This is a genomic window from Acetobacter sicerae (assembly GCF_011516765.1).
Taxonomy (GTDB): Bacteria; Pseudomonadota; Alphaproteobacteria; order Acetobacterales; family Acetobacteraceae; genus Acetobacter; species Acetobacter sicerae.
Window position 1 is genome coordinate 1 of sequence record NZ_JAAABN010000022.1, and the last position, 24787, is coordinate 24787.

Annotated in this window: 26 protein-coding genes and 1 tRNA gene; 20 read left to right on the forward strand and 7 right to left on the reverse strand. The window is 58.2% G+C overall.

Going from position 1 to position 24787, the window contains the following annotated elements:
• The 10 genes from GVI59_RS15840 to GVI59_RS15885 form a co-directional block, all read left to right on the forward strand.
• On the forward strand, window positions 1-379 hold a 379-nt coding region (locus GVI59_RS15840; protein WP_173575068.1), incomplete at its 5' end, for a hypothetical protein.
• Window positions 380-1326: 947 nt separating this feature from the next.
• Window positions 1327-1692, forward strand: coding sequence for a hypothetical protein (locus GVI59_RS15845; protein ID WP_173575069.1), 366 nt, complete (start codon window positions 1327-1329; stop codon window positions 1690-1692).
• Window positions 1689-3128, forward strand: coding sequence for a hypothetical protein (locus tag GVI59_RS15850; RefSeq protein ID WP_242013164.1), 1440 nt, complete (start codon window positions 1689-1691; stop codon window positions 3126-3128). Before GVI59_RS15845 ends, GVI59_RS15850 begins: the two co-directional genes overlap by 4 nt.
• Window positions 3125-3454 carry a hypothetical protein gene (locus tag GVI59_RS15855; RefSeq protein ID WP_173575070.1) on the forward strand — a complete coding sequence of 110 codons (330 nt, stop codon included), beginning with the start codon at window positions 3125-3127 and terminating at the stop codon, window positions 3452-3454. Before GVI59_RS15850 ends, GVI59_RS15855 begins: the two co-directional genes overlap by 4 nt.
• A gap of 12 nt (window positions 3455-3466) precedes the next feature.
• A complete protein-coding gene (locus GVI59_RS15860) occupies window positions 3467-4192 on the forward strand; it encodes a hypothetical protein (RefSeq protein ID WP_173575071.1) in 726 nt (241 codons plus the stop codon).
• 134 nt (window positions 4193-4326) lie between these two features.
• Entirely contained in the window at window positions 4327-4839 is a 513-nt protein-coding gene (locus GVI59_RS15865; protein WP_173575072.1) for a hypothetical protein, read from the forward strand.
• Window positions 4840-4851: 12 nt separating this feature from the next.
• On the forward strand, window positions 4852-5388 hold the full coding sequence (locus GVI59_RS15870; protein WP_173575073.1) for an HK97-gp10 family putative phage morphogenesis protein: 537 nt from the start codon (window positions 4852-4854) through the stop codon (window positions 5386-5388).
• Between the two features lie 132 nt (window positions 5389-5520).
• Entirely contained in the window at window positions 5521-5994 is a 474-nt protein-coding gene (locus tag GVI59_RS15875; protein WP_173575074.1) for a RuvC family protein, read from the forward strand.
• 40 nt (window positions 5995-6034) lie between these two features.
• Window positions 6035-6289, forward strand: a complete 255-nt coding sequence (locus GVI59_RS15880; protein WP_173575099.1) for a type II toxin-antitoxin system HicA family toxin — start codon at window positions 6035-6037, stop codon at window positions 6287-6289.
• The gene (locus tag GVI59_RS15885) at window positions 6286-6618 is read left to right on the forward strand and encodes a type II toxin-antitoxin system HicB family antitoxin (protein WP_173575075.1); all 333 of its coding nucleotides are present in this window, start codon (window positions 6286-6288) and stop codon (window positions 6616-6618) included. The genes GVI59_RS15880 and GVI59_RS15885 overlap by 4 nt, the downstream gene beginning before the upstream one ends.
• A gap of 123 nt (window positions 6619-6741) precedes the next feature.
• Here the strand turns inward: GVI59_RS15885 and GVI59_RS15890 are convergent.
• Window positions 6742-6817, reverse strand: a tRNA-Asn gene (locus GVI59_RS15890).
• A 176-nt stretch (window positions 6818-6993) separates the two neighbouring features.
• Between GVI59_RS15890 and GVI59_RS15895 the strand changes: the two genes are divergently transcribed.
• A complete protein-coding gene (locus GVI59_RS15895) occupies window positions 6994-8007 on the forward strand; it encodes an ABC transporter substrate-binding protein (RefSeq protein WP_173575076.1) in 1014 nt (337 codons plus the stop codon).
• A 15-nt stretch (window positions 8008-8022) separates the two neighbouring features.
• Here the strand turns inward: GVI59_RS15895 and GVI59_RS15900 are convergent, their stop codons facing one another.
• Both GVI59_RS15900 and GVI59_RS15905 read right to left on the reverse strand, forming a co-directional pair.
• Complete coding sequence (locus tag GVI59_RS15900; protein WP_173575077.1) at window positions 8023-9261, reverse strand: DUF2075 domain-containing protein; 1239 nt, start codon at window positions 9259-9261, stop codon at window positions 8023-8025.
• The gene (locus tag GVI59_RS15905) at window positions 9261-10049 is read right to left on the reverse strand and encodes a YdcF family protein (protein WP_173575078.1); all 789 of its coding nucleotides are present in this window, start codon (window positions 10047-10049) and stop codon (window positions 9261-9263) included. Before GVI59_RS15905 ends, GVI59_RS15900 begins: the two co-directional genes overlap by 1 nt.
• A gap of 131 nt (window positions 10050-10180) precedes the next feature.
• Here GVI59_RS15905 and GVI59_RS15910 point away from each other — a divergent pair, with 131 nt between their 5' ends.
• The 9 genes from GVI59_RS15910 (at window position 10181) to GVI59_RS15950 (ending at window position 20715) form a co-directional block, all read left to right on the forward strand.
• Window positions 10181-10756 carry a nicotinamidase gene (locus GVI59_RS15910; RefSeq protein WP_173575079.1) on the forward strand — a complete coding sequence of 192 codons (576 nt, stop codon included), beginning with the start codon at window positions 10181-10183 and terminating at the stop codon, window positions 10754-10756.
• 97 nt (window positions 10757-10853) lie between these two features.
• Window positions 10854-11996 carry a BMP family ABC transporter substrate-binding protein gene (locus GVI59_RS15915; protein WP_173575080.1) on the forward strand — a complete coding sequence of 381 codons (1143 nt, stop codon included), beginning with the start codon at window positions 10854-10856 and terminating at the stop codon, window positions 11994-11996.
• The gene (locus GVI59_RS15920) at window positions 11989-13566 is read left to right on the forward strand and encodes an ABC transporter ATP-binding protein (protein WP_173575081.1); all 1578 of its coding nucleotides are present in this window, start codon (window positions 11989-11991) and stop codon (window positions 13564-13566) included. Before GVI59_RS15915 ends, GVI59_RS15920 begins: the two co-directional genes overlap by 8 nt.
• Entirely contained in the window at window positions 13563-14627 is a 1065-nt protein-coding gene (locus GVI59_RS15925; RefSeq protein WP_173575082.1) for an ABC transporter permease, read from the forward strand. The genes GVI59_RS15920 and GVI59_RS15925 overlap by 4 nt, the downstream gene beginning before the upstream one ends.
• Window positions 14624-15562, forward strand: coding sequence for an ABC transporter permease (locus GVI59_RS15930; RefSeq protein ID WP_173575083.1), 939 nt, complete (start codon window positions 14624-14626; stop codon window positions 15560-15562). Before GVI59_RS15925 ends, GVI59_RS15930 begins: the two co-directional genes overlap by 4 nt.
• A gap of 162 nt (window positions 15563-15724) precedes the next feature.
• Window positions 15725-16726 (forward strand): Gfo/Idh/MocA family protein, encoded by a 1002-nt coding sequence (locus GVI59_RS15935; protein WP_173575084.1) that lies wholly within the window; start codon window positions 15725-15727, stop codon window positions 16724-16726.
• A 324-nt stretch (window positions 16727-17050) separates the two neighbouring features.
• Complete coding sequence (locus GVI59_RS15940) at window positions 17051-18949, forward strand: ribonucleoside-diphosphate reductase subunit alpha (RefSeq protein WP_173575100.1); 1899 nt, start codon at window positions 17051-17053, stop codon at window positions 18947-18949.
• A gap of 213 nt (window positions 18950-19162) precedes the next feature.
• Window positions 19163-20164 carry a ribonucleotide-diphosphate reductase subunit beta gene (locus GVI59_RS15945; RefSeq protein WP_173575085.1) on the forward strand — a complete coding sequence of 334 codons (1002 nt, stop codon included), beginning with the start codon at window positions 19163-19165 and terminating at the stop codon, window positions 20162-20164.
• Between the two features lie 173 nt (window positions 20165-20337).
• Window positions 20338-20715 carry a hypothetical protein gene (locus tag GVI59_RS15950; RefSeq protein WP_173575086.1) on the forward strand — a complete coding sequence of 126 codons (378 nt, stop codon included), beginning with the start codon at window positions 20338-20340 and terminating at the stop codon, window positions 20713-20715.
• 215 nt (window positions 20716-20930) lie between these two features.
• On the opposite strand, the gene GVI59_RS15955 is transcribed toward GVI59_RS15950, so the two are convergent.
• The 4 genes from GVI59_RS15955 to GVI59_RS15970 form a co-directional block, all read right to left on the reverse strand.
• A complete protein-coding gene (locus GVI59_RS15955) occupies window positions 20931-22304 on the reverse strand; it encodes a lipopolysaccharide biosynthesis protein (protein ID WP_338422113.1) in 1374 nt (457 codons plus the stop codon).
• A 123-nt stretch (window positions 22305-22427) separates the two neighbouring features.
• Window positions 22428-23186 carry a nucleoside/nucleotide kinase family protein gene (locus tag GVI59_RS15960; RefSeq protein WP_242013166.1) on the reverse strand — a complete coding sequence of 253 codons (759 nt, stop codon included), beginning with the start codon at window positions 23184-23186 and terminating at the stop codon, window positions 22428-22430.
• Window positions 23180-23896, reverse strand: a complete 717-nt coding sequence (locus tag GVI59_RS15965; protein ID WP_173575088.1) for a nucleoside/nucleotide kinase family protein — start codon at window positions 23894-23896, stop codon at window positions 23180-23182. The genes GVI59_RS15960 and GVI59_RS15965 overlap by 7 nt, the downstream gene beginning before the upstream one ends.
• Window positions 23897-23990: 94 nt before the next feature.
• Entirely contained in the window at window positions 23991-24776 is a 786-nt protein-coding gene (locus tag GVI59_RS15970) for a hypothetical protein (RefSeq protein WP_173575089.1), read from the reverse strand.
• Between the last annotated feature and the right edge of the window lie 11 nt (window positions 24777-24787).

The following is a 24787-nucleotide window of genomic DNA, read 5'->3' on the forward strand; positions in this document are numbered from 1 at the left end:
TGGTCGTGAAGAATGGTTCGAGCGTCAGGCTTACGAGTTACCGAATGGGGACAGTGTGGCGGCCATGCTGCCCTGGTCACCGCCTGACGACACCGTGGGGCTGGAGCAGCGCATGGCGATTGAGGCGGGGATTGCGAAAGGCTCTTCAGAAGGACCGTGGAGTCCGAAGCTTTCGAATGATACGCGATCTGTGCGCCGTCTGTTTTCCGAGAATGGCATTACCTCGCAGAAGGCGCAGAAAGCTGCATTGGATCATTTGTTGGCATCGGGATGCACAGTTGAGACTTTCAAGAGATCCAACAACGGCAAATCCCAAGGTATTCAGTCTCCCGATGGCTTTCCTAAATCCGCAAAATGGGTCAAAGGACATGAGGAATGATCCGTGTAACTTCCGTGTATAATCCGTGCACGGATGGATCTCGGAACCCTATAGGGAAATAGACCATCCGTGCGGTCTATTTTCCCGTGCAGGTTCCGTGCAAGTTCCGTGCGGGAGATGGTCCAAATCTGGACTATGTGAGGACAGCTCCCCAAATCAGGAGAATGGTTTTCGCAACCGTCCGAATTTCAGACGAGGGGTCGTTTCTGGAAACGAGACCCAGATGGCTCAGATATGATCCATGATGAAGGGTTGAATTGACCATTAGCCTCTCAAAAATCGACTGAATGCGGGTCCGCACCTGCACGACGAAAAGGTGTCTGCTATGATCAGCTTTTCTTGCCACGGTGGCGGAAATTGGAAGCACGGAGTTAATCGTAGAAATCTCCCAAAGCCCAGATATGGTCTTTGGCGCGGGGCATACCGGAATGTCGGTAGGTGTGAATCCGGGTGGGATTCGAACCCACATAGCGGGTTGTTTGGGACACTGAAAAATTTCCAGCCTTCCCTCACGCGCTGAACTTCCAAGACGCTGTGAAATCTCCAATCAATCGCCATGGCCAGCCCGAAGACTGACACCAGCCGCCCGGAGTTTTACTTGCGGGACCACTTCCCACGCGGTCGAGAAAATCTCTGATCCGGCGGTCTCTCAGTCTTTAAGAGGGACACTGTGCAGGGCATTGAACGAAATCATGAACAAAATTGGCCGATTAAAGCTGTTTGTGTCGTTTATTCGGTGCCTATATCAGAAACCGAACCGACCACCTCAAGTTTGAGGGCGTTTGTGTGGAAAAATAATTCAAAGAAAAATACCACCTATTTATGCACTCAGGAAAAGTCATGCCTACTCATAGCGCATCACTGTATGAAGTAATAACCAAGAACATACTCTACAAACCACACATATACACTTGAACTGCGAAAAATGAACGTGATACGAATACTGTATGAGGCGCTTATCCCCATACTCCGCACCTGATGCTCTGGCGAAACTGGACGGTCGCAGCAAGGAAGCACGCCTGCTCAAGCGCACTCGTTCGGAACTGCTTGCACAGCTTGGCAGGAAGCCGTCTGTGGCGCAGGCGATGCTTGTGGACCGGGTGGCATGGCTTCACGTGCATCTGTCTCTTCTGGATGGGAAGATGGCCGGAGCGGCCCCTGCGGAACGTGACGCCCGCCAGTATCTCGCCTGGGCGAACACGATGGCAAAGCTCCTTGCCCGTCTGGGTCTGGATCAGCCCCCGCCATCGGATGAGCCTGACCCTGCGCCTCGCCTTGATGCCCTGCTGGCCAAAAGGAAAGCAGTGGCATGAGCGATATCACTGCTCTGGAAGCAATGGATGACCCCGACCTGTTCGGTGCGGAGTTCACAGGGCAGACATGGGACCGCTGGAGAGCCTTTCTCGCAGTCCTTCAGGCCCAGCCCATCCCCGAAGGTATGGAAGAGCTGGTCAGGGAGTGCACGGGCCGCTCTGACCTCCCTGTGCAGTCCTTCAGGCGTGCGGCGCTGATCTGTGGGCGTCGTGCAGGCAAAAGCCGCATCCTTGCCCTGCTGGGAACGTCTCTCGCCTGCCTGAGGGATTATCGGGATGTCCTGTCAGCCGGTGAAGTCGCCACCGTTGGCATCATTGCTGCCGACCGCAAGCAGGCACGCTCCATCTTCCGCTACGTGCGGGGTCTGATCGCCTCGGTTCCGGCCATCGAGGCTGAGGTCAGCAAGGAGACCAACGAGAGCATCGAGATGGAGCGCAGGCGTGTCGTGATCGAGATCGGCACAGCCAGCTTTCGGGCGACACGTGGTTACACCTACGCCGCCGTGCTCTGTGACGAGACCGCCTTCTGGCGCGATGACAGCGGCGCGAACCCCGATGAGGAGATCCTGCGTGCCCTGCGTCCGGGTCTCGCGACCATCCCGGGATCAATGCTGCTCCTCGCCTCTTCCCCTTATGCCAAGCGTGGCTCGCTCTGGAAAACCTACCGGCAGAACTTTGGTGTGGAGGGTGCGACAACGCTGGTGTGGAAAGTTGGCACGGCGGTCATGAACCCGTCCATCGACCCGGCTGAAATCGCGCAGGCTTACGAGGAAGATCCTGAGGCCGCCTCGGCAGAATATGGTGGTGAGTTCCGAACGGATATCGCTTCCTTCATCTCTCCTGAAGTGGTGCAGGCCTGTACGATCCCGGGGCGGTTCGAGGTGCCCTTCATCCGGACCAATCTCTACCGCGCCTTCTGCGACCCGAGCGGCGGTTCTTCGGACAGCTTCACGCTGGCCATTGCTCACGATGAAGGTGACATCACCGTTCTTGATTGTGTCCGCGAGATCAAGGCCCCTTTCTCTCCCGACGCCGCGACGAAAGAGATTGCCGACACCATCAAGTCCTATGGCCTGAAGTCTGTCACCGGAGATCGCTACGGCGGAGAGTGGCCGCGTGAACGGTTCAGGGCGCACGGCATCCAGTATGTCCTGAGCGAAAAGGACAGATCGGGTCTTTACCTTGAAGCATTGCCGAAGCTGAACGCTGGCAAGGTCGAACTTCTCGATATCAAGCTGATCGAGCGTCAGTTCTGCGGTCTGGAACGACGCACTGCCCGCAGTGGCAAGGATTCTGTCGATCATGCGCCCGGCAGTCACGATGACCTCGTGAACTCAATTGCAGGCGTCCTCTCACAGAAAGCGAAGCCGCGTATGCCGAGTTTCGCTGGATACAAATCTCAACGTCCCCACAAATCATGGAGTATGGTCTTATGAATCAACGATCTTTCGAAGGCGCGATGCAGCTGGAGCATGACCGTCGCCGGACGGCAGAAGTCGCCCGGACCCGCGTTGCCCCCATCATCGGGATGGATGCTGCCCTGCGAATGGATCACGCCCATAGCCTCTATCGCGAGGCTTTGAAGACGCTTGGTTACGACACGGCAGGCGTATCCAATGAGGGTATGTCAGCAATGTTCGATATGGCTTCCCAGATTGCCAAACCTACGGGTGCACCATCACGCCCTTTCCAGCCTGCGATGGATGCGGTGCCGGACGATGACTCTCCTTTGTCGGGCAAATCAGCGCGTCTCAAGGCGTAAGGGGTGATGAGCATGACCAGCGAAACCCGGCAACACCTTGCCGACGCTATTGCCAAGGAGCACGCCGCACGGGAAACCCAGCAGGCCACGCGGCAAGCTATCGATATGGCTCGCACCCGCTGTCAGGAAATGAGGGATGCTGTCGAGGCCGCGGAGAATGCCCTGACTACCGCACGCAAGACGGATCCGGACGAACTGATCTCGGCGGCAAAAGAAGGCCGGGCACCCGCTACTGCACAGATCAATCAGCAGCGTTACGCGCTGGCCGCAGCCCGGGACGAGCTTGAGGCTGCGGAACAGACCCTCGTGGAACTGAAGACCCGTCTTCCTGATTATGAAGGAAGACTGGCCGCGGCGAAGAGTTCAACCAACCAGACCGCTTCTCAGGTCATTCAATCGAGCCCTGAATGGGCAGCACTTATTGAAACCACACGTCACCATGAGCAGGAGCTCGGCACCTGTTACGCGATCATGGATGTTCTCACCAAAGAAGGTGTCTACCATAGCATCAAACGCAAATTTGATCCTGCCGGGGATGGCGATCTTGGCGCTGGAAAGCGGATGAGAGAGGCAGCCGATCAGGAAAGGCTGTCAGCATGGGTTCAGGCCATGAAAGGTCTTCAGGCGGACGCAGAAACTCCCCTACCATCTTCAGAATCTTCCCAGCCTTCCTCAGTGCCTGCCCAGCCTGAAATCAAAACACCTCGGCAGAAACGAGGTCTTTTCTCAGTCAAATAGGTCATCCCGCCAAGTCGGCAAGTGGCGGTCAAAAACACCGACAAGCCATGGGAGAAATATTCTCCTCTCCGCGATGGCGAGCGGGAGAGAGCACGGGGCTCTCTCCCCACACTTTCAATAATGCGAGACCCAAAATGAAACAATCAACTCGGGATGCCCTCCAGTCCTTTCTCGACAGTCGTCTCTGCACCGATGTCATCACTGATGTTTGGAAGTTACTCGATGAATGCGTCGATGTTCGCCAGAGTGAAGGTAAAGATGCGCCGGAACTGGCGTTGCGTACGTCCGAGTTGCTTGCTCTGCTCGAAGAGGATCTGACGCCTGATGAATACGATCGGGCGAAAGGTCTGGTGCTGCAGGATCAGTCGCCCGCCATGGATGCGGCGATACGCGTAATCCGGACTAATCGGGACCATCAGAGCGCTATCAACGACGTAAAGCCTCTTCTCGGCGATGAAGTCATTGGGATGGATAGCGCTGAAATCTATCGGGCTGGCCTTGAACAGTTGGGGGTCAATGCTGCGCAGGCCCCGCTGGATGCAGCACGGGCCATGTTCCGTCAGATGGGGCGCGGGCGCGGCAAGCAGAACATGCCGATTGCCCCAGACTCTCCCATCTCGGGCCGGTCAGCCCGCCTCAAGGCGTAAAGGATCTTCGCAATGCCGATGAAATCGACAGGCGGCCCCGGCTGGCGCGCTGCAATCGCCCGTCTGAAAAAGAAGGTAGCGGACGGTGCCCACGTTCAGGTCGGATTCTTTGAAGGAGAAACCTACCCGGACGGGACGCCGGTTGCACAGGTGGCATCGTGGAATGAGTTCGGCACCAAGACCGCGCCGCCTCGTCCCTTTATGCGAAACACGATTGCCAACAACAAAGACAAGTGGCCCGCGCTCATGGCTGCTGCGCTGAAAGCGTCCGATCTGGACGCCAAGAAAGCGATGGCGATGTGCGGTGAGAAGATGGTGACGCAGATGCGGGACGAGATTGTCTCGATGGACGCGCCGGCCAATAGCCCTCTGACAAACCTTCTCAAGGACCGCTTCCCGACTGGAGACTATACGAAGGACGACTTCCTTCAGGCCGTTTCCGATCTGGAAGCTGGGGCGAGTGCGCCAGCAGGCAAGCCTCTTGTCTGGTCGGGGCAGTTGCTTCGGTCGGTTGAATACGAAGTGAAGGATGGTTCGAGTAGTGATTGAGGGAAGCGAGGGAATGGCCGCTGCCGTGGCGTTCTGGCGGGATAATCGACCGTGCATCATCGGCAATCCACGATAGGCTTAGCAGTTCTCAGTTGCTGGCGCGCATGGCACCAAGAGGGGTTCAGTGAAAGCATGACCATCGCCACAATCGACCCCGGCAACAGCGGGGCCATCGCCATCCTGTCCGACACCGGAGACCTGATCGAGATCTTCGACATGCCGACCGTGGCCGTCACAGTTGGGAAGAAGCAGCGCAACGTCGTGTCCGCCCCATTACTGGCGACGATGCTGCGGGTGCACGACCCGGCGGAGATATGGCTTGAGAAGGTCTCCACCAGACCGGGCGAGGGTGCCGTGGGGGCTTTTGCATTCGGTCGTGGCGTTGGCGTCATCGAGGGCGTGGCTGCTGCCCTTGGCAAGCCATTAACTACCGTGACGCCAGCCGTCTGGAAGAAGGCGACCGGCTGCCCTGCCGATAAGGGCGGGGCGCGTGCCAGAGCGATGCAGCTTTTCCCGACAGCAGCCGACCAGTTCAAACGCGTGAAAGACGACGGACGGGCAGAGGCTGCGCTGATTGGGGTCTATGCCTGCCGACTCAGCAGATAAATATGTTGCCTGTGATACTGAAAAATAGTATCACTTATTCATAAAAGCCAAACATCGCCGCACGCTGGAGCTTATCTTCAAGCGTCCCGTCTCCGGCAATGTGCCATGGGCTGATATCGAAGCCCTGTTCATTGCTTTGGGTGGGGAGGTGTCAGAACGGGAAGGCTCCCGCGTTGGCGTGTTCCTGTTTGGAGAAGTCCGGGTCTTCCATCGCCCGCACCCCAAACCGGATACTGACAAGGGCGCTGTCGCAACGGTGCGCAAATGGCTTGAGCAGAATGAGGTGACGCCATGAACAATATGATGGAGATAAGCGGCCATCGGGCCGTCATTCAGTTTGATCCTGAAATCGGCCTGTTTCGGGGCGAGTTCGTTGGCCTGAATGGCGGGGCTGACTTTTATGCCGACAGTGTGGAAGGTCTCCGACAGGAAGGGGAAACATCCCTACGCGTCTTTCTGGAGATGTGCGCCGAGAAGGGCATCGAGCCTGTGAAGCACTATTCCGGCAAGTTTCAGGTGCGCCTGCCGCCTGAAGCGCACGCGCGGGCCGTCGAGATGGCAGCCGCCCGCGGCGTTAGTCTGAACCGCCTTGTTCAGGATGCGCTGGAGCACGTGGCGGGCTGAAAACGTCTCTCCAAGCCTCAGGGGAGCGCTCTGAATGTCTGTCCGCAAGAGGGACAACATGCAGGACGACCATTCAGAATAATGGCGTAAATATTTGATTTTGTAGGGAAAAATAACAACAAGTGGTTCCCGAAGTAGGACTCGAACCTACGACCCAGCGATTAACAGTCGCTTGCTCTACCAACTGAGCTATTCGGGACCAGTTGTTGGCGATCGTATAGCCAACCCTGAAACCGTCGTAAACCCCTCTTGTGAGGATTTTTTTCATGCGGCTTTGACATTATCACAGCCTCCGGGCAGCTAGGTTCCGGCAGTGAACGAGCCGCAGGGAAGAAGGCCTGGTAGATGGACAGAAAACCCGGGAAGAAGAGCGGTATGAGCAGCCGGCGGAATATGCTGGTAGCGGCGGGTGCGGTTGTCGGAACCGGCGTGCTGGGTGAAATGGGGTGGCGGTTTACCCATCCCAGGAAGGCTCTTCAGGAGCCTGATGGACAGTCGAGAAGCCTTGTTCTGGCGTGGCCATCGCCAGAAAACGATCCGGTGTTCATTGTCGCGCAGGAACGGGGTTTTTTCAGCCGTTACAATCTTGAGATCACGGCGCGTCCCTGTATCACAGGCCATCAGGCGATTGACGCGCTTACCCGTGGGGAAGTGGCGGGTGCAGCCGCGGCCGCATTATCATGGCTCCCGAGGCTGCATGCTGGCGTGCCTGCAAAACTGGTCGCGGGCCTGAGTGCAGGCACGTTCCGGCTGCTGGTGCGGAAAAATATCGGAATTACAAAAATCGACAGCGTGGTCGGCAAAAAGATTGCTGTCCTGAATGAGGAAGCGGCAGATCAGCGCTTCTTCTCTGTCCTGCTGAGACGAAAGGGCATCAACCCTTCCGAGGTGCTCTGGCGATCCGTTTCGGAAGACAGAATCGATCAGGCTCTTGATGGTCGGGAAGTGGATGGTGTGGTCCTGCACGATCCGGATGGCTGGCAGCTTTTGTCAGAGAATCAGTCTTTTCTGGCCGAACTCGCCGGATCGACAACAGGGAATTATGCCCAGCGGGTGAGCAAGGTGTTCGGGCTTTCCAGTCATTTTCTTTCGGAAGACCCAAAAGGCGCTCTGGCTGTTGTTCTGGCCCTGCGGGATGCCTGTCGCTGGATTGAAAAGCATCGCGATGAGACGGCGGAGCTTCTTTCGAGCCATATGCCTGATATGAACGATGATGACGTCAAACATATGCTGGCGCATCAGCCCGCACCAGTTCATCTGCTGGGACACTGGTTGCGTGACCAGATGGCGCAGTATGCCGATGAACTGAAACTCATTGACCTCCTGCCGAACGAGCTCGATTCAGGCGCTTTTTCCCGCTCCATCTGTCAGAATGTGCTGCACGTCTGAGAAAGAAACGGACCTTCAGGTCCGATCGTTCCAGAGCGTGTGCAGCCGGGCTCTCAGCGCATCGTCGTGCGCGTAGAGAAACAGGCCTTTGCGGGCGCGTGTCAGGATGACGAACAGGGCGTTGGCCATGACATGGCGTTTGGCTGTGTCTGTATCACCAAAATCCCCGCGTCCGATGAAGGCGGCGCTGTCTTCATAAAATGCGGGATCAAGAATGATTCGGTCCGTCGTTTTGTCGTAGGAGACAGACGGCCCCAGAATAACGCCTGCATAATTCAGATCGAACCCCTGCACGGTGTAGACTGAGCCGACCTCATCAATCGAGTCTGGCCGTTCGGCCCATGGCAGCGGGTGAGATGGCTGGTTTCTGTCCCAGCGTAGACGGAAAGAGCCGGTCTGCACGAAGTGATCATTCCCGTTCAGCGTATAGGGAAAGTCATAGGTGGCCAGAATGCGTGACAGGCCGCAGCGATGGTCGCATTCACGGATGTCTTCGTACATCTTTTCTGCATCATCATAGATCCGGAAATCGAATTCCTGCTTTTCCGGCAAGGAGAGCAACTGGCCATCGCAGAAAGCCCTGATCCAGCGCATGACGTCAGGGTGAGCCTGCACGCGGAACTGGTCTGTCAGATGAATCGTCTCGGTGGGGATGTCCTGCAAAAGTGTCCGGAGATGAGCGTCATCCCAGTATCCCTTGAATTTCAGGGTCTGACGAGGATCGAACACCATGACAACCACGCGCGCCAGCTTGAGAATTTCCTCAAGCTGGTTCGATTGGCGAAAGTGGTTGTAGGGATCGCTGCGTGTCAGCAGAAGATGGGATTCATCAATGAAAACAATATCGGCCTGTCCCGCGGTCTTGTACAGGGTGTTGATGAAACTGGTCGGGCGCTCATAGTCCTTCTTGCGAAGGGTGGAAATATTGGCGGATATATTCCGATAGAGTTTGATCATTTCAGGATGATTGACGAGAAGGGTATTACTGGTCCCCTGTAGGGGAAGCTTGCTGTCACGACTTCTCGCTTCTTCCTGAATCCGTGAGAAGGCTGTGTTCAGGACAAGGCTTTTTCCTGTTCCGGCGTCACCTTCCAGAATCAGAACGGCCTGTCTGTCATGAATGTGCTTTCGGCAGAACCCGACAATATCGTCAACAAGGTGCTTCTGCTCATCCGTCAGACTGAATGTTGGCGAAAGACGCGCCACTGACGCGGTGCTGTCACCAGATGTGATTGTTTTGGAAACAGGTGTCATCAATCAGTCTTTTCAGGCTTTGGGAAGAACGCATCTGTCCAGCCTCGCAGTCGGTATGCCGCCATGCCGATCCACTCATGAGCAGCCCAGTCCAGAATCGCGAAACGGTTTCCCAATGAGAGGGAGTAATTATGGAGATGATCGCGGGATACGTAACCGACCGGCCAGGGGAGAACACGCCATCCGGCCCTGCGAAAGACGCCGACGGAGCGGGGCATGTGGCTGGCGGATGTGACCAGAATCCATGTCTCGTCAGGTTTCGGATGTACCAGAGCAAAACTGTCTGTGGCGTTTTCCCGTGTTGTGCGTGAGCGGTTTTCATAGATCACGCGGTCATCAGGCAGGCCGAGACTTTCAAAGATGAGACGCACCCATTTCGCTTCGTTGGTGATGCCCTGTTCGATATCACCCGAGCCGCCCGTGAAGACGAGCCTGGCGTCCGGATAGCGCCGGGCGAGAGCCACGAACGTGGTCAGGCGGTCTCCCGCCGCGCCCGTGACCGGGGTCTGGCGATCCTGACTGGTCAGACAATCGATCGAGCCACCAAGAACAATGATCCCGTCCACATGCTCGGGTGGTGTTCGGATCTGCGGAAAGCGATCCTCGATTGGTCTGATCGCCCACTGATCCACAGGAAAGAACAGGCAGATCGCGAAAGCCGCCGCGGCAAACGTGACCAGTGCGCGTCCGAACAGGGAGCGACGCAGGAGAAGTCCGATGAGGAGGATTTCGACAAGCAGAGCTGTCGGCATCATGATCATGGTCAGAATTTTGCCGATGATGAACATCTCGGGCTCCGGATCTGTGCAGACGGTCAGGTATCCCGTGCAGCCATAGCCCTCAAGACTGAAGCGGGCAACGAACAGTCACCCCGCAGAAGAAGAAAGACAGACCGAACGATGTGCGTTACCATTACGGAATGATAAAGATTTCTTCCGCCGACGCCCTGCTGGTCGTCGATGTCCAGAATGATTTTCTGCCGGGTGGCGCTCTCGCTGTGCCAGAGGGCGACGTGGTGATCCCTGTCATCAACCGGTTGATGACTCTGCCATTCGGTGCGGTGATCACAACGCAGGACTGGCACCCTGCCGCCCATTGTTCTTTCAGGGAGCAGGGTGGGCCATGGCCCCGGCACTGTGTCGCCGATACGTCCGGCGCGGCACTGGCGGAAACCCTGGATCGCAAGGCGGTCAGTCTGGAGTTGCGCAAGGGACAGTCGCTGTCAGTGGACAGCTATTCCGCGTTTCTGGAAAATGATGGTGTAACACGCACGATCCTGAAAGACTGGTTGCGTGAGCGAAAGATCGAGCGCGTTTTTGTAACGGGACTGGCGCTGGATTACTGCGTGACGGCCACGGCTATCGACGCACAGAACGATGGATTGGAGAGCGTGATCGTTCTGGACGCATGCCGCGGTATCGCGCCATTGGAAGACGCTGTGAGCAAAGCAGAAAACGCTGGAATTTTATTGGTCAAATCCTCCGATCTGTCTTGACCGGGGAGGCAGGCTCAATAAACCTGTCAGAACGTTTTCGAAACGAGGTATGGGCCTTTGTGACGTCACAGGGTGTCCGGACAAAGAAAGGCCCGCAGTGACGCGCACGTTTCCCGTTCTCCGTAAAAATGCGCTGCTTCTGCCCGAACGACGCAGATTTCTGAAAGGGGCTGGCTCTCTGGCGGCTGGCGGTCTGCTGAATCCACTTGCTGCACATGCCGCAACTCCGATCCTCTCTTTGCCTCCTGTAAAGGAAGAAGATGCTCTGGTGGCTTTCGGACATACAGGGCCGATCACCGATGGAGGCTGGGACACAGCGCACGATATGGGCGTGCAGGCTGTCAGAAAGGCCTTCCCCAGACTGCGTACTGTCTATGTTGAGAGCGTGCCCTATTCCGCTGATGCAACCCGTATTTTCCGTCAGTTTGTGGCGGAGGGGGCGAACATGGTCCTCGGCACTTCGAATTATGGCGATTTCATCAAGGATGTGGCTGACCGCGCTCCGGAAGTGGCGTTTCTGGAATGTGATGGCACGTCCGTTACCCGTAATCTTGGCTGGTATTACGTCACACACTGGTATCCAAGCTATGTCATCGGGATTGCCGCTGGTCTCATGACCAAAACGAACAGGCTTGGATATGTCGGCACATTTCCGATCCCGTCGGTATTCGCCAGTGCAAACGCAACGCTTCTTGGCGCGCAGTCGGTCAATCCGGCCTGCACGATGCAGGCTGTATCAACCAACTCATGGTTCGACCCGCAGGCCGCGACACAGGCCGCCACGGCTCTGGCTGACAGCGGCTGTGACTTCCTCTGTGGTATTACGGACGAACCGGCTTATCTGCGTGTTGCGGAAAGTCGTGGTCTGAAAGCCGCGATGTGGAATCTCGACATGCGCCGTTTCGGCCCCAATGCGTATGTCAGTTCCGTGATGCTCGATTTTGCTCCGTTCTATATCGAGCAGGTTCGCGCAAGGCTGAACGGCACATGGAAAGCCGCAGGTAACTTTCTCACCATGGCGCATGGTGTGGATCGTGACATATGGGGGCAGACGGTTCCCGAAAATGTAAGAACACAGGCAGATGCGATGCGTGATCGAATACTCGCCGGATACTCGCCTTTTCAGGGACCGATCCGCGACAATAACGGCGCCATCCGTATTCCGGCGGGCACAACCATGAATGACATGGCGATCTATCAGTGGGACTGGGGTGTGCAGGGGATGACAGGTCTTGGCTGATCCTGTGAAACAGGGGAACGGTACGCCACCGGTTCTGCAACTGCTTGGCGTGTCCAAATATTTTCCGGGCGTGATCGCCAACGAGGACGTCAATCTGGATGTGCGTCCGGGAGAAATTCTCGGGCTTCTGGGCGAAAACGGCGCGGGAAAATCGACCCTGATGAATGTCGTGACCGGCATCTATCAGGCCGATGCGGGCGAGATCATCCTTGACGGCTATGGCGCGGAGTTTGCGACACCGCAGGACGCCATCAGGGCAGGGATCGGCATGGTTCACCAGCATTTCAAGCTGGTTCCGGCCTTCACCGTGGCGGAGAATATCCATCTCGGCTGGAGCGAGACGCCAAAACGCACCTCCCGCGCTGTGCTTGAAGCGCGGACACGCGAACTGTCTGAGCGTTTCGGCTTTCCGGTCGATCCCGCCGCCCGTGTGGAGACACTCTCCGCCGGTGAACAGCAGCGCGTGGAAATCCTGCGCGTTCTGTCGCGTGAGGCGCGCCTGCTCATTCTTGATGAACCGACAGCCGTTCTGACGCCGCAGGAAACGCGCGAACTGTTCACGGCGCTGCGGGCCTTCCGTGCAAAAGGCAATGCCGTCATCATCATCAGTCACAAACTCGACGAGGTGATGGAGATCACTGACCGGGTGACGGTCCTGCGAGCCGGTCGGAATGTGGGCACATGGGCGACGGCTGACTGCTCGCCAAACATGCTGGCCGCGACCATGGTGGGGCATGACATCCAGCGGCAGGATCTGCACGCCCGCTCTGGCGATGCCGCCCCGGTCAGCACTGCTCCGGTGATCAGTCTGCGCGATGTGACGGTCCGCAATGACCAGAATGTCGTCACGCTTTCAGATGTGACACTCGATATCTTCGGCGGCGAGATCTTTGGCGTGGCGGGTGTCGCCGGAAACGGTCAACGTGAACTGACCGAGATTCTGACAGGGTTGATAACACCTTCAGCGGGAACGATTCTGCTGGATGGACAGGCCGCGCCGTCCGGAGCGGCGGCCTTCGCCAAAGCCGGTGTCGGACATATCCCGCAGGATCGTCTGAACAGCGCGTTGGCGCCGTCTCTCGGGATCACGGACAATATGGCGGTGCGGGAATATGATCGTGCCCCGATTGGCAGCGGTGTGCTGTACCGCGCAACCGAAGCCCATGCGCTTGCGGAGACGATTGCCGAAGTGGCGGACGTAACCATTCCCGACTTTTCCATGCCTGTGCGTAATCTTTCCGGAGGTAACCAGCAGCGCCTTGTTGCGCGTCGGGAAATGCGCATCGCCCGACGACTGCTGGTGGCGGCCTATCCCAGCCGTGGCCTCGACATTGGCGCGATTGCCTCCATGCATCGTTATTTCGCCAGTCTGCGCGATGAAGGCGTGGCGGTCGTGATCGTCTCGGAAGATCTGGGCGAACTGCTCGGCCTGTCCGACAGGATCGGTGTCCTGTGCGGTGGTCGCATGATGGCCGTGCTCGATTCCATAACTGCCGACAGCGAGGAAATCGGTCTGCTCATGGGCGGACGCACCAGTGGCGCATCGGTGCAGACGGAGGCGCTGACATGAGCCGTTTTCAACGATTTCCGACAGCCCCGGCCCGCAGGATTCTGGTCTGTCGGGCCATCGCGATTCTGGTTTCGGTGATTGTGGTCAGTCTGTTGCTGGCGATGTCCGGGCGGAATGTCGGGGAACTGGCGCATCTGGTTCTGACCTCCACCATAGGTTCACGCTTCGGGCTGGAAGACCTTGCGCTGTTCATGACGCCGCTGCTGCTGACTGGCGGCGCGGTGACGGTGACCCGGCGCATGGGGCTGTGGAACATCGGCGGGGAAGGGCAGTTCTATCTCGGCGCGGCCGGCGCGGCCGGAGTGGGACTGTTCATTCATGGTCCGGCGATTCTGATTCTGCCCCTGATGGCGCTTGCGGCGATGCTGTGCGGAATGATCTGGATTCTGCTGCCAGCCCTGGCCCGCGCTTTTGCTGATGTGAACGAGATCATCACCACGCTCCTGCTGAATTTCGTGGCGGGTCTGCTGGTCTACTGGCTGGCGACCGGCCCGTGGCGTGACCGCGTGACCGGGGCGCTGGCCTCAACGGAGCGCCTGCCTGTGAGCATCCCGGATCTATGGGGCGTCGTGCATTGGGGATTTCCTCTGGCGCTTCTGATCGTGGGCGGTCTTGCAGCGATCATGTCTTCCACGCGCTGGGGCTATGAGGTGCGGATCAGCGGGGCCAGCGCGGGTATGGCGCGGTACGCCGGCATGCCGGTCAGGGTGAGAATCATTTCGGCCATGCTGCTGTCCGGGGCGCTGGCGGCGCTGGCTGGCATGTTCGAGGTCGCAGGAACGGTTCATCGGCTGCAGGGCGGTATGGCGGATAACTTCGGTTACCTCGGAATCGTCGTGGCTGTGCTGGCGCGTGGGTCCTGCCTCGCGGTGATCCCTGCGGCCTTTCTCATGGCGCTGATTCTCGATGTGGGGATCGTGCTTCAGACCCAGCAGGTCGCGGCGACGGTCGTGCTGGCCATCACCGGGCTGGTCCTGCTGCTCGTGGCGATTGCCGATGAGTGCGCGCATTACCGTGTCGTGACGCCCGCAACGGGACGGACAGTGAGGAAGGCATCATGATCGAGATGCTGACGGCCCTTCTGACAACCGCCGTTCTGTCTGGTGGCGTTCTGGCCATCGCGTCCGTGGGCGAAGTCATGGCCGAGCGCGTGGGAGTGACCAATCTGGGCGTGGAAGGACTGATCTCGGTCGGCGCGGCCACGGCCGTTCTGACGGCGATCTCGACCGGCAATCCCTGGCTTGCCCTGCTGGCGGCGTCCGCTGCCGGAGCGTTGGGCGGCATGGCGTTCGCCAGCGCGGCGGTCTTCGTGCAGGCGAGCCAGGTTCTGTGCGGGCTGGCGGTAACTTTTCTCGGGGTCGGTCTGTCCGCCGTTATCGGCCATTCGGTGGCGGGCATGCCGGTTCCCGTAACGTTTGCGCCTGTGTCGATTCCCGTCCTGTCGGCGCTGCCGATCATTGGTCCGGCCTTTTTCGCGCAGAATCTGCTGATCGTTCCGGCCTATTTTCTGCTGCCTGCGTTGTGTCACTGGCTGCTGTTTCACACGCGTCATGGGCTGAATATGCGTGCCGTGGGTGAAAATCCTGCCGCTGCCGATGCGGCGGGCATCCCGGTCAGAGCCATACGCTTCTGGTATGTCACGCTGGGCGCAGCACTGGCGGGCGCGGCGGGGGCCTATCTCAGTCTGGCGGTCATTCCGAGCTGGTCGGAGGGCATGGTTGCGGGGCGTGGATGGATCGCGCTCGCTCTGGTCATTTTTGCCGGATTCAGACCGTTCAGTGCGGCGGCTGGCGGGCTGTTGTTCGGTCTCATCAGCGCCATCGGATTTCTGGGGCAGGCGAGGGGGTGGCCTGTCGCCGCGCCGGTCCTGAACATGCTGCCCTATCTGGGAACGCTGGCCTTCATCATGCTACCTGCCGTGTTCAGACGGAAAGGCCGTCGTGGCGGGGAGGCTCCCGCAGCTTTGGGGCTGCCTTATTTCCGGAGTGTGCGCTGAGGCTTTTATCTGGCCCGTAAGTGGGTGCGAATCTCTCCCAGGGAAGAGCCTGAAGAAGCCGCTCCCTGCCGAAACGGTCATGCCGGTATGAGGGGCAGGGTGTTTCCATCAGCGGTTTCCCGTGCTTGCTTGCGATCCACTAACAGGTTCAGGGGTGAAACCATGGTTCAGGGCGACTCTTCCTCAACGCTACGGGTGGCGCTTGTGGGGTGCGGGCATTTCGGACGGTTCCACGCCCTGAAATCAGCCGCGGCGCCCCGGGAGACGCTGGTCGGACTGTTCGATCCGGATCAGACGAAGGCCGAAGCGCTGGCGAAGGAAGCGGGCACGAAGGCGTTCGATGATCTCGACGAACTGCTGTCTCAGGTCGAGGCCGTGATCATCGCGGCACCGGCTGAACTGCATTTCACGCTGGCTGTGCAGGCGCTCCGGGCGGGGAAGCATGTGCTGGTCGAAAAGCCGATGGCGGCGACTCTGGCGGAAGCCGATGAACTGGTCACGCTGGCGAACAATGCCGGGAAAGTGCTGCAGGTCGGACATCTGCTCCGCTACTCGGCGGAATACGAGGCCATCACGACGCGAATCAAACGTCCTCTCTATATAGAGGCGACCCGCATTGCGCCCTTCAAGCCGCGCGGCACGGATGTGTCGGTGATTCTTGATCTGATGATTCATGATCTCGATCTGATTCTCGCCATTGTCGAAAGCCCGATCGCACAGGTCGACGCGATCGGCGCGGCTGTCAGCTCCGAACATGAAGACATCGCCAACGCCCGGGTACGATTCGAGAACGGCTGCGTGGCGACGATCACGGCCAGCCGTATTTCCCTCAAGACCGAGCGCAAGATGCGGCTGTTTTCTGCGGAGGGCTATCTGTCCGCCGACTTCGGTAAACGTGAACTGGTGATGATCGGGCGTGAGAAGGGGATGCCGCTGCCGGGGACCGGAGGCTTTCGACGGGAGGCGGCGTCGTGGAAAGAGCACGATTCTCTGGAGGCCGAGCATCGGGCTTTTGCGGCCTCCTGTCTGGATGGCGCTCCTGTGAAGGTGGATGCACAGGCCGGGCGTCGCGCGCTGGAAGCGGCTCTGGCGGTTGGCGACGGCATCGCAGAATCGCGGCAGAGAATGGAACTTTCGGGTCTGATCGGTGAGTCTTCTTCCTGAGAACGGGAGAAAGAAAAGGCCCCACGAGACAGGCCTTTCGGATGCGATGCGCTTTCTGTAAGGAGGGGCTTGCATAGAGCTGATTTTAAGAACAAAAAAAGAACAGATAGAACTTGAAATCGGCGGCCCCGCTTTGTTTGGCGGAAAGCTGCCGGGTTTAATTCGTCAACACTTTTTTTGTGCTTTTGCCCTACATCTTGTGCTAGCAGTTGGCCTGCATACCGCATATTGTGTCCCCACAACGCGGGACGAAATGTCCGTGTCCTTGATTCTGCCAAAATTGCCTGAGTGCACGGAGCAACCTGAGTGAGCCTGACTACAGACATGTCTGACACCCTCTCCGGTTTCCCCACCAGCCATACCGAGGATGAAGGTTCTCTCTTCGAGCCTGATATGCTGGACGATATCGTGCAACTTGAAGGGCATCATCCTGTCCGCGTGGATCGCTCCCGTGATGCGCTGCTGACCGACTTCGGTCGCGCCACATTGGATAATCGCTACCTTCTCCCGGACGAGGGGTATCAGGACCTCTTCGCACGCGTTGCGTCCTATTATGGTGCAGACGCTGCTCACGCGCAGCGACTCTACGACTATATTTCCCGCCACTGGTTCATGCCGGCGACCCCGGTCCTGTCGAATGGCGGCACCACCCGTGGACTGCCGATTTCCTGCTTCTTGAATGAAGCCTCGGACAGTCTCGATGGCATCGTCGGTCTCTGGAACGAGAATGTGTGGCTGGCGTCCCGTGGCGGCGGCATCGGTTCCTACTGGGGCAATCTGCGCTCCATCGGTGAGAATGTCGGTCGTAACGGCAAGACGTCGGGCGTCATCCCGTTCATCCGGGTGATGGACAGCCTGACGCTCGCGATTTCCCAGGGCTCGCTGCGTCGCGGTTCCGCTGCGGTGTATCTGCCGGTCTGGCATCCGGAAATCGAGGAATTCATCGAGATTCGTCGCCCGACTGGCGGCGATCCGAACCGTAAGGCGCTCAACCTCCATCACGGCATACTGGTCACGGATGCGTTCATGCGCGCCGTGGAGGCTGACGAGCAGTGGGCGTTGCTGTCCCCCAAGGATCATACGGTCATCCGCAAGGTATCGGCGCGGTCGCTCTGGATTCGTATCCTGACCGCACGCATGGAGCAGGGCGAGCCTTACATCGTCTATTCCGACCATGTGAATAATGCCCGTCCGGAGCACCAGAAGTTGGCCGGTCTGGAGGTCAAGACCTCCAATCTGTGCTCAGAGATCACGCTGCCTACAGGGATCGATCATCACGGAAAAGATCGGACTGCGGTGTGCTGTCTGTCCTCGCTCAACCTCGAGACGTGGGATGACTGGCACGATAATCCGCAGTTCATCGAAGATGTAATGCTGTTTCTGGACAATGTGTTGCAGGACTTCATTGACCGTGCGCCGAAGGAAATGCACCGCGCCGCCTATGCGGCGATGCGTGAGCGTTCCGTCGGGCTTGGTGTCATGGGCTTCCATTCCTTCCTGCAGGCCCGGAAGGTTCCGTTCGAAAGCGTCATCGCCAAAGTCTGGAACCGCAAGATCTTCAAGCAGATTCGTGAGCAGGCGGATGCAGCCTCCAAGGCGCTCGCCAGGACACGTGGTGCTTGCCCGGATGCTGCTGAATATGGGTTTGAGGAGCGGTTTTCCAACAAGCTCGCCATCGCCCCGACGGCGTCGATCTCCATTATTGCCGGCAACGCCAGCCCCGGCATTGAGCCGATCACGGCGAACGTCTTCCTGCAGAAGACATTGTCCGGATCGTTTTCTGTCCGTAACCGGCATCTGAAAAAGCTGCTGATTGAAAAAGGGCAGGATACGGACGATGTCTGGTCATCCATCACCCTGAATCAGGGAAGCGTGCAGCACCTCGACTTCCTCACGCAGGATGAGAAGGACGTCTACAAGACCGCCTTCGAACTCGATCAGCGCTGGGTTGTCGAACATGCCGCGGATCGGGCGCCGTTCATCTGTCAGGCGCAGTCGGTCAATCTGTTCCTGCCTGCGAATGTCCATAAACGCGATCTGCACCAGATTCATTTCCAGGCATGGAAGAAGGGCGTCAAATCGCTCTACTACTGTCGCTCCCTGTCCATCCAGCGCGCCGACACGGTCAGCAACGTCTCCCAGAAGCATGAGATGGACCTGAAGCCTCAGGCAGAGAGTGGCGCTGGTCCAAGCAATTACGAGGAATGTCTTTCCTGTCAGTAGGATAAGGTAAAGCTCGGCAAGCCATCTGAACGGGTGTGAGCGAAAGTCGCTCGCACCCGTTTTTGATGTTCTTTCATGGATGAGAAAATCGTCGGTACGATAAAGACTTTTTCTTTTATATTTCTGGAAATTCAGCCGCTGTAGCGTTATCAGTTCTAGCTGAAATGCCGTTGCGCTTCTTTCCGACCATCCTTCCAGACAGCAGGTGCCGTGATGACGACGCAGGAACATGAGAAATTCGATCTTCTGACCGCCAATCCGGTCTATAAGCCGTTCCGCTATCCGTGGGCTTACGACGCCTGGCTTACACAGCAGCGCGTTCACTGGCTGCCGGAAGAAGTGCCGCTGGCTGATGACGTGAAGGACTGGCATCGCGTTCTCAATGATGGCGAGCGTCATCTGGTTACGCAGATTTTCCGCTTCTTCACGCAGTCCGATGTGGAAGTGAATAACTGTTACATGAAGAAATACAGTCAGGTTTTCAAACCGACTGAAGTTCTCATGATGCTGTCGGCGTTCTCCAATATCGAGACGATCCACATCGCCGCCTACAGCCATCTCCTTGATACGATTGGAATGCCCGAAAGCGAGTATTCCATGTTCCTGAAATACAAGGAGATGAAGGACAAATACGATTACATGCAGACCTTCTCGGTCGACAACAAGCATGAAATCGCAAAAACGCTTGCTGCGTTCGGTGCTTTTACCGAAGGGCTTCAGCTGTTCGCTTCCTTCGCCATCCTGTTGAATTTCCCGCGCTTCAACAAGCTCAAGGGTATGGGGCAGATTGTCAGCTGGTCCGTCAGGGACGAAACGCTGCACTGTCTGTCTGTCGCGCGTCTGTTCCGGACCTTCATTCATGAGAACCCGGAAATCTGGACGGATCGGCTCAAGAGTGAAATCACCGAAATCTGCGAGACCATTGTCGAGCACGAGGACGCCTTTATCGATCTGGCGTTTGAAGCCGGTCCGGTCGAAGGTCTGGATGCTGATCAGGTCAAGGCGTACATTCGGTTTATCGCGGATCGTCGTCTGGGACAGATCGGACTTGATCCGATTTATGGTGCGCTTGAGCGGAACCCGCTGCCGTGGGTGGACGACATGCTCAACGCTGTCGAGCATACGAACTTCTTCGAAAACCGTGCGACGGAATACAGCCGCGCTTCGACGGCCGGAACATGGGAAGAAGCGTTTGAAAACGACGTTTTCGGTTGAAGACTGTTTCGCGGTAATCGACTGCAATAAGCAGTAAAAATTTCCGGGTGCCGCCTTTTTCCAAAAGGCGGTTTTCTCTCAGGATTTTTGAAATATCTTCACCAAGAATTCCTTCATGATTTGCGGGACGTTTTCACCCGCAAACACCAAAGTGGTGCGGGCAGCATTGAGTGATGGATTACGGACGCAGATGTGACGATCTGGCGGAGACCGGATCAGGGGCTGACGATAGAGGGAAAACAAGCCGGAATGGCCGTACTCTCACGCGCCGTTTGCTGGCGGACGCCCATTTTGCCTGTGATTACGGCGAGTTTGATGTCGCGCGAGGACTTCTTGGTCTGGCGGAGCGCGTCATGATCGGACGCAATGAGCAGCAGGGCGCATCAGGACGCCGGTTGCTGGAGCAGCTGGTTCTGGGGTTTGAGCGCGTCTGGCGCCTGGAGCATCGTGAGCTGGAAATGCCGCATGCTCTGGATCAGAAACGGTTTGAAAGCCTCAGGGAGATGTTGCTGCACCCCGGAGAGAACAGGATCTGTTCGGATCTTTCCTGAAAAGGGTTGGATCTGTTTATCAGCCAGATCCATTATAGCGTAGTGTTTTGACAAGTATCTTCGCTTGATCAAGCGTTTGGCGCATCTCTTCTCTGAGGTTCAGAGGCAATAAACGAAAAAAAGTTTATGGATACCATAAGGTTTTTTGGAAAATCTTTATCAAAACTGCTTTGGCATTTTAGAAAGACTGAGCTGAGAGACCTATGAACAGTCTCTCAGCTTTCTGCGAGAGCTTCTTCTTCCATCCCGGCTTCATCGGCAGCAAGCTGGATAGGGGTCGGCGGGACGATCGTACGGCGATTGAAAAAGCAATAGACGGTCGGGATCAGCGAACAGAGCGACAGCAGAAGCGGTCCCACGATAAACGCAGCGCCAGCCCCATATAATCCGAAATGCTGAGTCATATAGACCAGTGCCGCAATGTAAGCGCCTGTGCCGACGATATGGGAGTAAAACAGCGCTTTCGGGCGGCCTGCCATATAAAGCAGTGATTCCATCGGGAAGGCGCTGAGCGTGATGATCAGCGCAGGCGCCATCATGATAAGGAGGCTCGCTGATTCCCGATATTTCTTGCCGAAAAGCGAGACGACAGGATGACCGAGCAGCATGATCGCCAGAGCGACGGCGAGCCCGATGCACCCAGCGAGAAAACCGGTCTTCAGCGCCAGCTTCCAGGGGCGCGTGCTGTGCGGATCAAGCCGCATGATCTCCGGATAAAACCCTTTTTCCATCAGCGTGGCGGGTTTGGTCGCGGAATTGATCACCGAAGTGGCGATCTTGTAAATGCCGACTGCCGATGGTCCCAGCATGCCGCCAACGATGACGTTGCTGATCGGCTCCTTGCCCACCGCCAGCGTGGTGTTCAGGTTGGTCGTCCAGATGAAGCTCCAGACTTTCGGCAGTCTGCGCGGAGCGGCAAAAAGGCTCGGGCGCAGGGCGTCGAGCATTCTGTGGCGGTCGAGCACAACGACAGCCATGCCCCACAGGACAAGGTCTCCGGCAATGTCTGCGATATACCACGACAGCAGATAGGCGGGCATGCCCAGCCCGAAAATCCACGCCGTCACCGCGCCCAGCGAACGCATCAGCGGTGTGGCGATCTGCTGGAGGCTGAGCAGGTCAAAACGATCCAGCAGACGCAGCGCGCCAGCTGGCGTTGCGCAGGACATGGTGGGGATGAGCGTGCAGTAGGCGATGGCGAGCGGAATATGCTCCTGTCTCACGCCGAATTTCGTGCCGAAAAAGAACAGGGCCAGCATGGCGCCGATCATGCCGATCACACCCGCGACGGCGTCAATCGCGCAGGCGAACCGGATGGCGAGCCGTGCGGGCAACGTGTCGCCGCGGGTAAGCGCAGGCGCGCCATACCGGATGATCATCTGCCAGCTCTGGGATTTCGTCAGCGCCGACGCGCCCAGCGCATAGGCGTGAATGAGCATGACCGTGCCGAACAGATCGGCGCTCAGTCCACGTCCCGTGCAGACCAGCCCCAGAAGTCCGATGATGCCGCCAAGCAGTTTGGTGGAAGCAAGTTGTCCTGCTTTCTTGACGACGGACCTGAGTATTCCGTCATTAAACCAGTTTTTCACAGCCAATGATCCGAACGATGTCCTGCTTCATCCTGAACCGGGCGCGCTGTAAACCCGGCATCGCCGTGCTTCATGACGGGTGAGGGGCGCAGACGCAACAGGAAACGCCGTCCCACAGGCCGCTCAGGAGGTTCCGAGAACAAGGGGGCGACATAGCCGCGTCACCTCTGCCTTGACCTGATCATAGGAGGGGCGTGCGTCGATCGTCACGATCGGTGCGCCTCCAAAGGTCAGCTTCTGGGTGGCGGCTACCTTTGCCGTGAGCGTCGCCAGATCATGGTCCGGCTTCCGGCTGAGAGCCGTCTGCGGATCGACATCCAGCTTGATCACAAGATTCGGTTTGACGGCGGCCATTTTTTCGTAGAGCCGCAGTTCGCTGCGGGCGAGCGCCGCGACAAAACGGCTGCCGGGACGGCCGGCGGACAGGCCGGGACCGTCATAGAACGCTGGAATCTCGGTCTGGGGGTAACGATCAGTGATGACAGCGACGCCATGTCTTCGGGCATTCTGCATCTTCAGAAAACGACGGTAACGCAGAAGGGAAAACCCGTACACGACCAGAGCGGTCAGCGGGCCAGGAATCTTCTCGCCTTTGGAGCGGGTCTTCTTGGCCTTGCCGGTCAGCAGTTTCTCCAGAGCCGGTCCGATCAGCGGAATGGTGCCGATCCTGCGTCCCAGATCACCCGACCCCAGACCAAGATAGAAGGTCTGGGTCGGTCGGATCTGGTTAAGCTGGGCCGCGAGTTCATTGGAAATGGCGGTTTTGCCAGCACCGTCACAGCCGATCAGGGCGACGAGGGGAGCCAGCGATTTTTCCCGGGAGGCGCTGACTGATCGTGAGGCGGCGTAGTGCTGCGAGACCATGTCGGTCTGACTCAACATGCTGTCTGTCCATCCCTGGCCTGTGCCTGATGGCGGAGGAGAGCCTCCCTGATGCCGTTTTTGGCCTTTTCCAACACCACATCCAGAGGCTCGGTGGCGTCCAGATCAAGGATCGGTGCGCCGTTGAAACTCAGTCTTGGAACGTCCGCGATCTTGCGTTCAAGCGACGCAAGGCGGTGATCGGGTTTGCGGGCGACGGCCGTCTCAAGATCGACGTTCAGGCGGATCACCAGATCCGGCACGGTGCTGGTCATCCAGTCATAAAGACCCCGTTCCTGCATCGTCAGGAACTGCACGACGCCGCTGTTGCGCGCAGAAAAGGTCAGGCTCGGTCCGTCCATTGGTCCCGGCACGGCGACCTGCGGATAGCGGTCCGTCAGAATGCAGATACCCTGTCGGTGCAGTCTGAGCATGCGGCGGAAACGGATGACGCGGCGCATGGAGAGCGCGAACATGACCACGGCCGGGAAAAAACCGATCCTGCGGGTCTGACGGGCGCTGCTGGTGACCCTGACGATTCTGCGGTCCGCTTTCTTGCCCACGAACGGCAGGCGGGCGATCGCCCGACCCAGTTCCCCGCTCTGTTTTCCCAGATGGCAGAGAGCGGTCGGCTGCGTTTCGCGCATCCATGCCAGCAACTCGGTGCCAACAGTCGATTTCCCGCTTCCGTCCGAACCGACGACAGCGATAATGGGGCCTGAGGTAGCCATAAGGCAGCAGTAAGTCCTTTTATGCGGCTCAGGATGAGCGGCACTCTCTGTCATCAATTATACACATGACCGTGTAACAGAAAAATATCGGACGTTATCTGTCGCTGTGTGGAGGCTGCTCTGACGGACGTGATGGCCAGCGTAAAACCGGTTCCGTGCGGCCGTCAGCCGGAGGCTTGTCGCCTGCCCCGGTCGGAGGAGGCGGCTGTCGCGAGAAGACGGGGGCCTCGGGACGATCCGCATTGTGCCAGGGCATCCGGCCCGCTGACCGGTCCACTGGCGGGATTGCGGGAGCCTCCCGTTCCGGGCGCGTTGCACGGAGTTCCGGTGGACGTGGCGGACCGGGTTCATAGGCGTCGGAAGCGCGTAGCGGGGAGGACGAGCCGAAAGACGGGGTCGTCCGTTCCCGACGCATGGAAAATGGTTTTTCGGCCGGTGCGGGCGTCTCGTCAGAAAGGTCATCCGCACGTGTGACAGGAGCGCGTGGCGCTGCTTCCGGATCGGGTTGCACAATGTCCGGTGGCAGGAGCGGTGAGGGGGCCATGCCGGTCGCGCGGGCGCGCGGTGCGGACGTCGGCTGAAATTCCGGAGTGGGAGCAGGCGCCGCCGCAGCGGGCGGGATCCACTCTTCCTGTGGCGCTGACGTCTCGGGCTTCCTGCGGGCTGTCGTCTGCTCCGGAACGAGCGCACCGACACGCATGGTCAGGACGCGGAGATCGGCCCTCGCATCCTCAAGCTGCAATGCGATTTCAGACAGCCGCCCTTTCACGCCATAAACGGCGAAAGGCATCAGCAGAAACGCTACAAGGACAACGATTCCAAAGCCGAGCAGCAGAACCTGCGCCCAGAGTGGCATCCAGTCGGGAATAGCAAGAGACATTGTCAGACAGA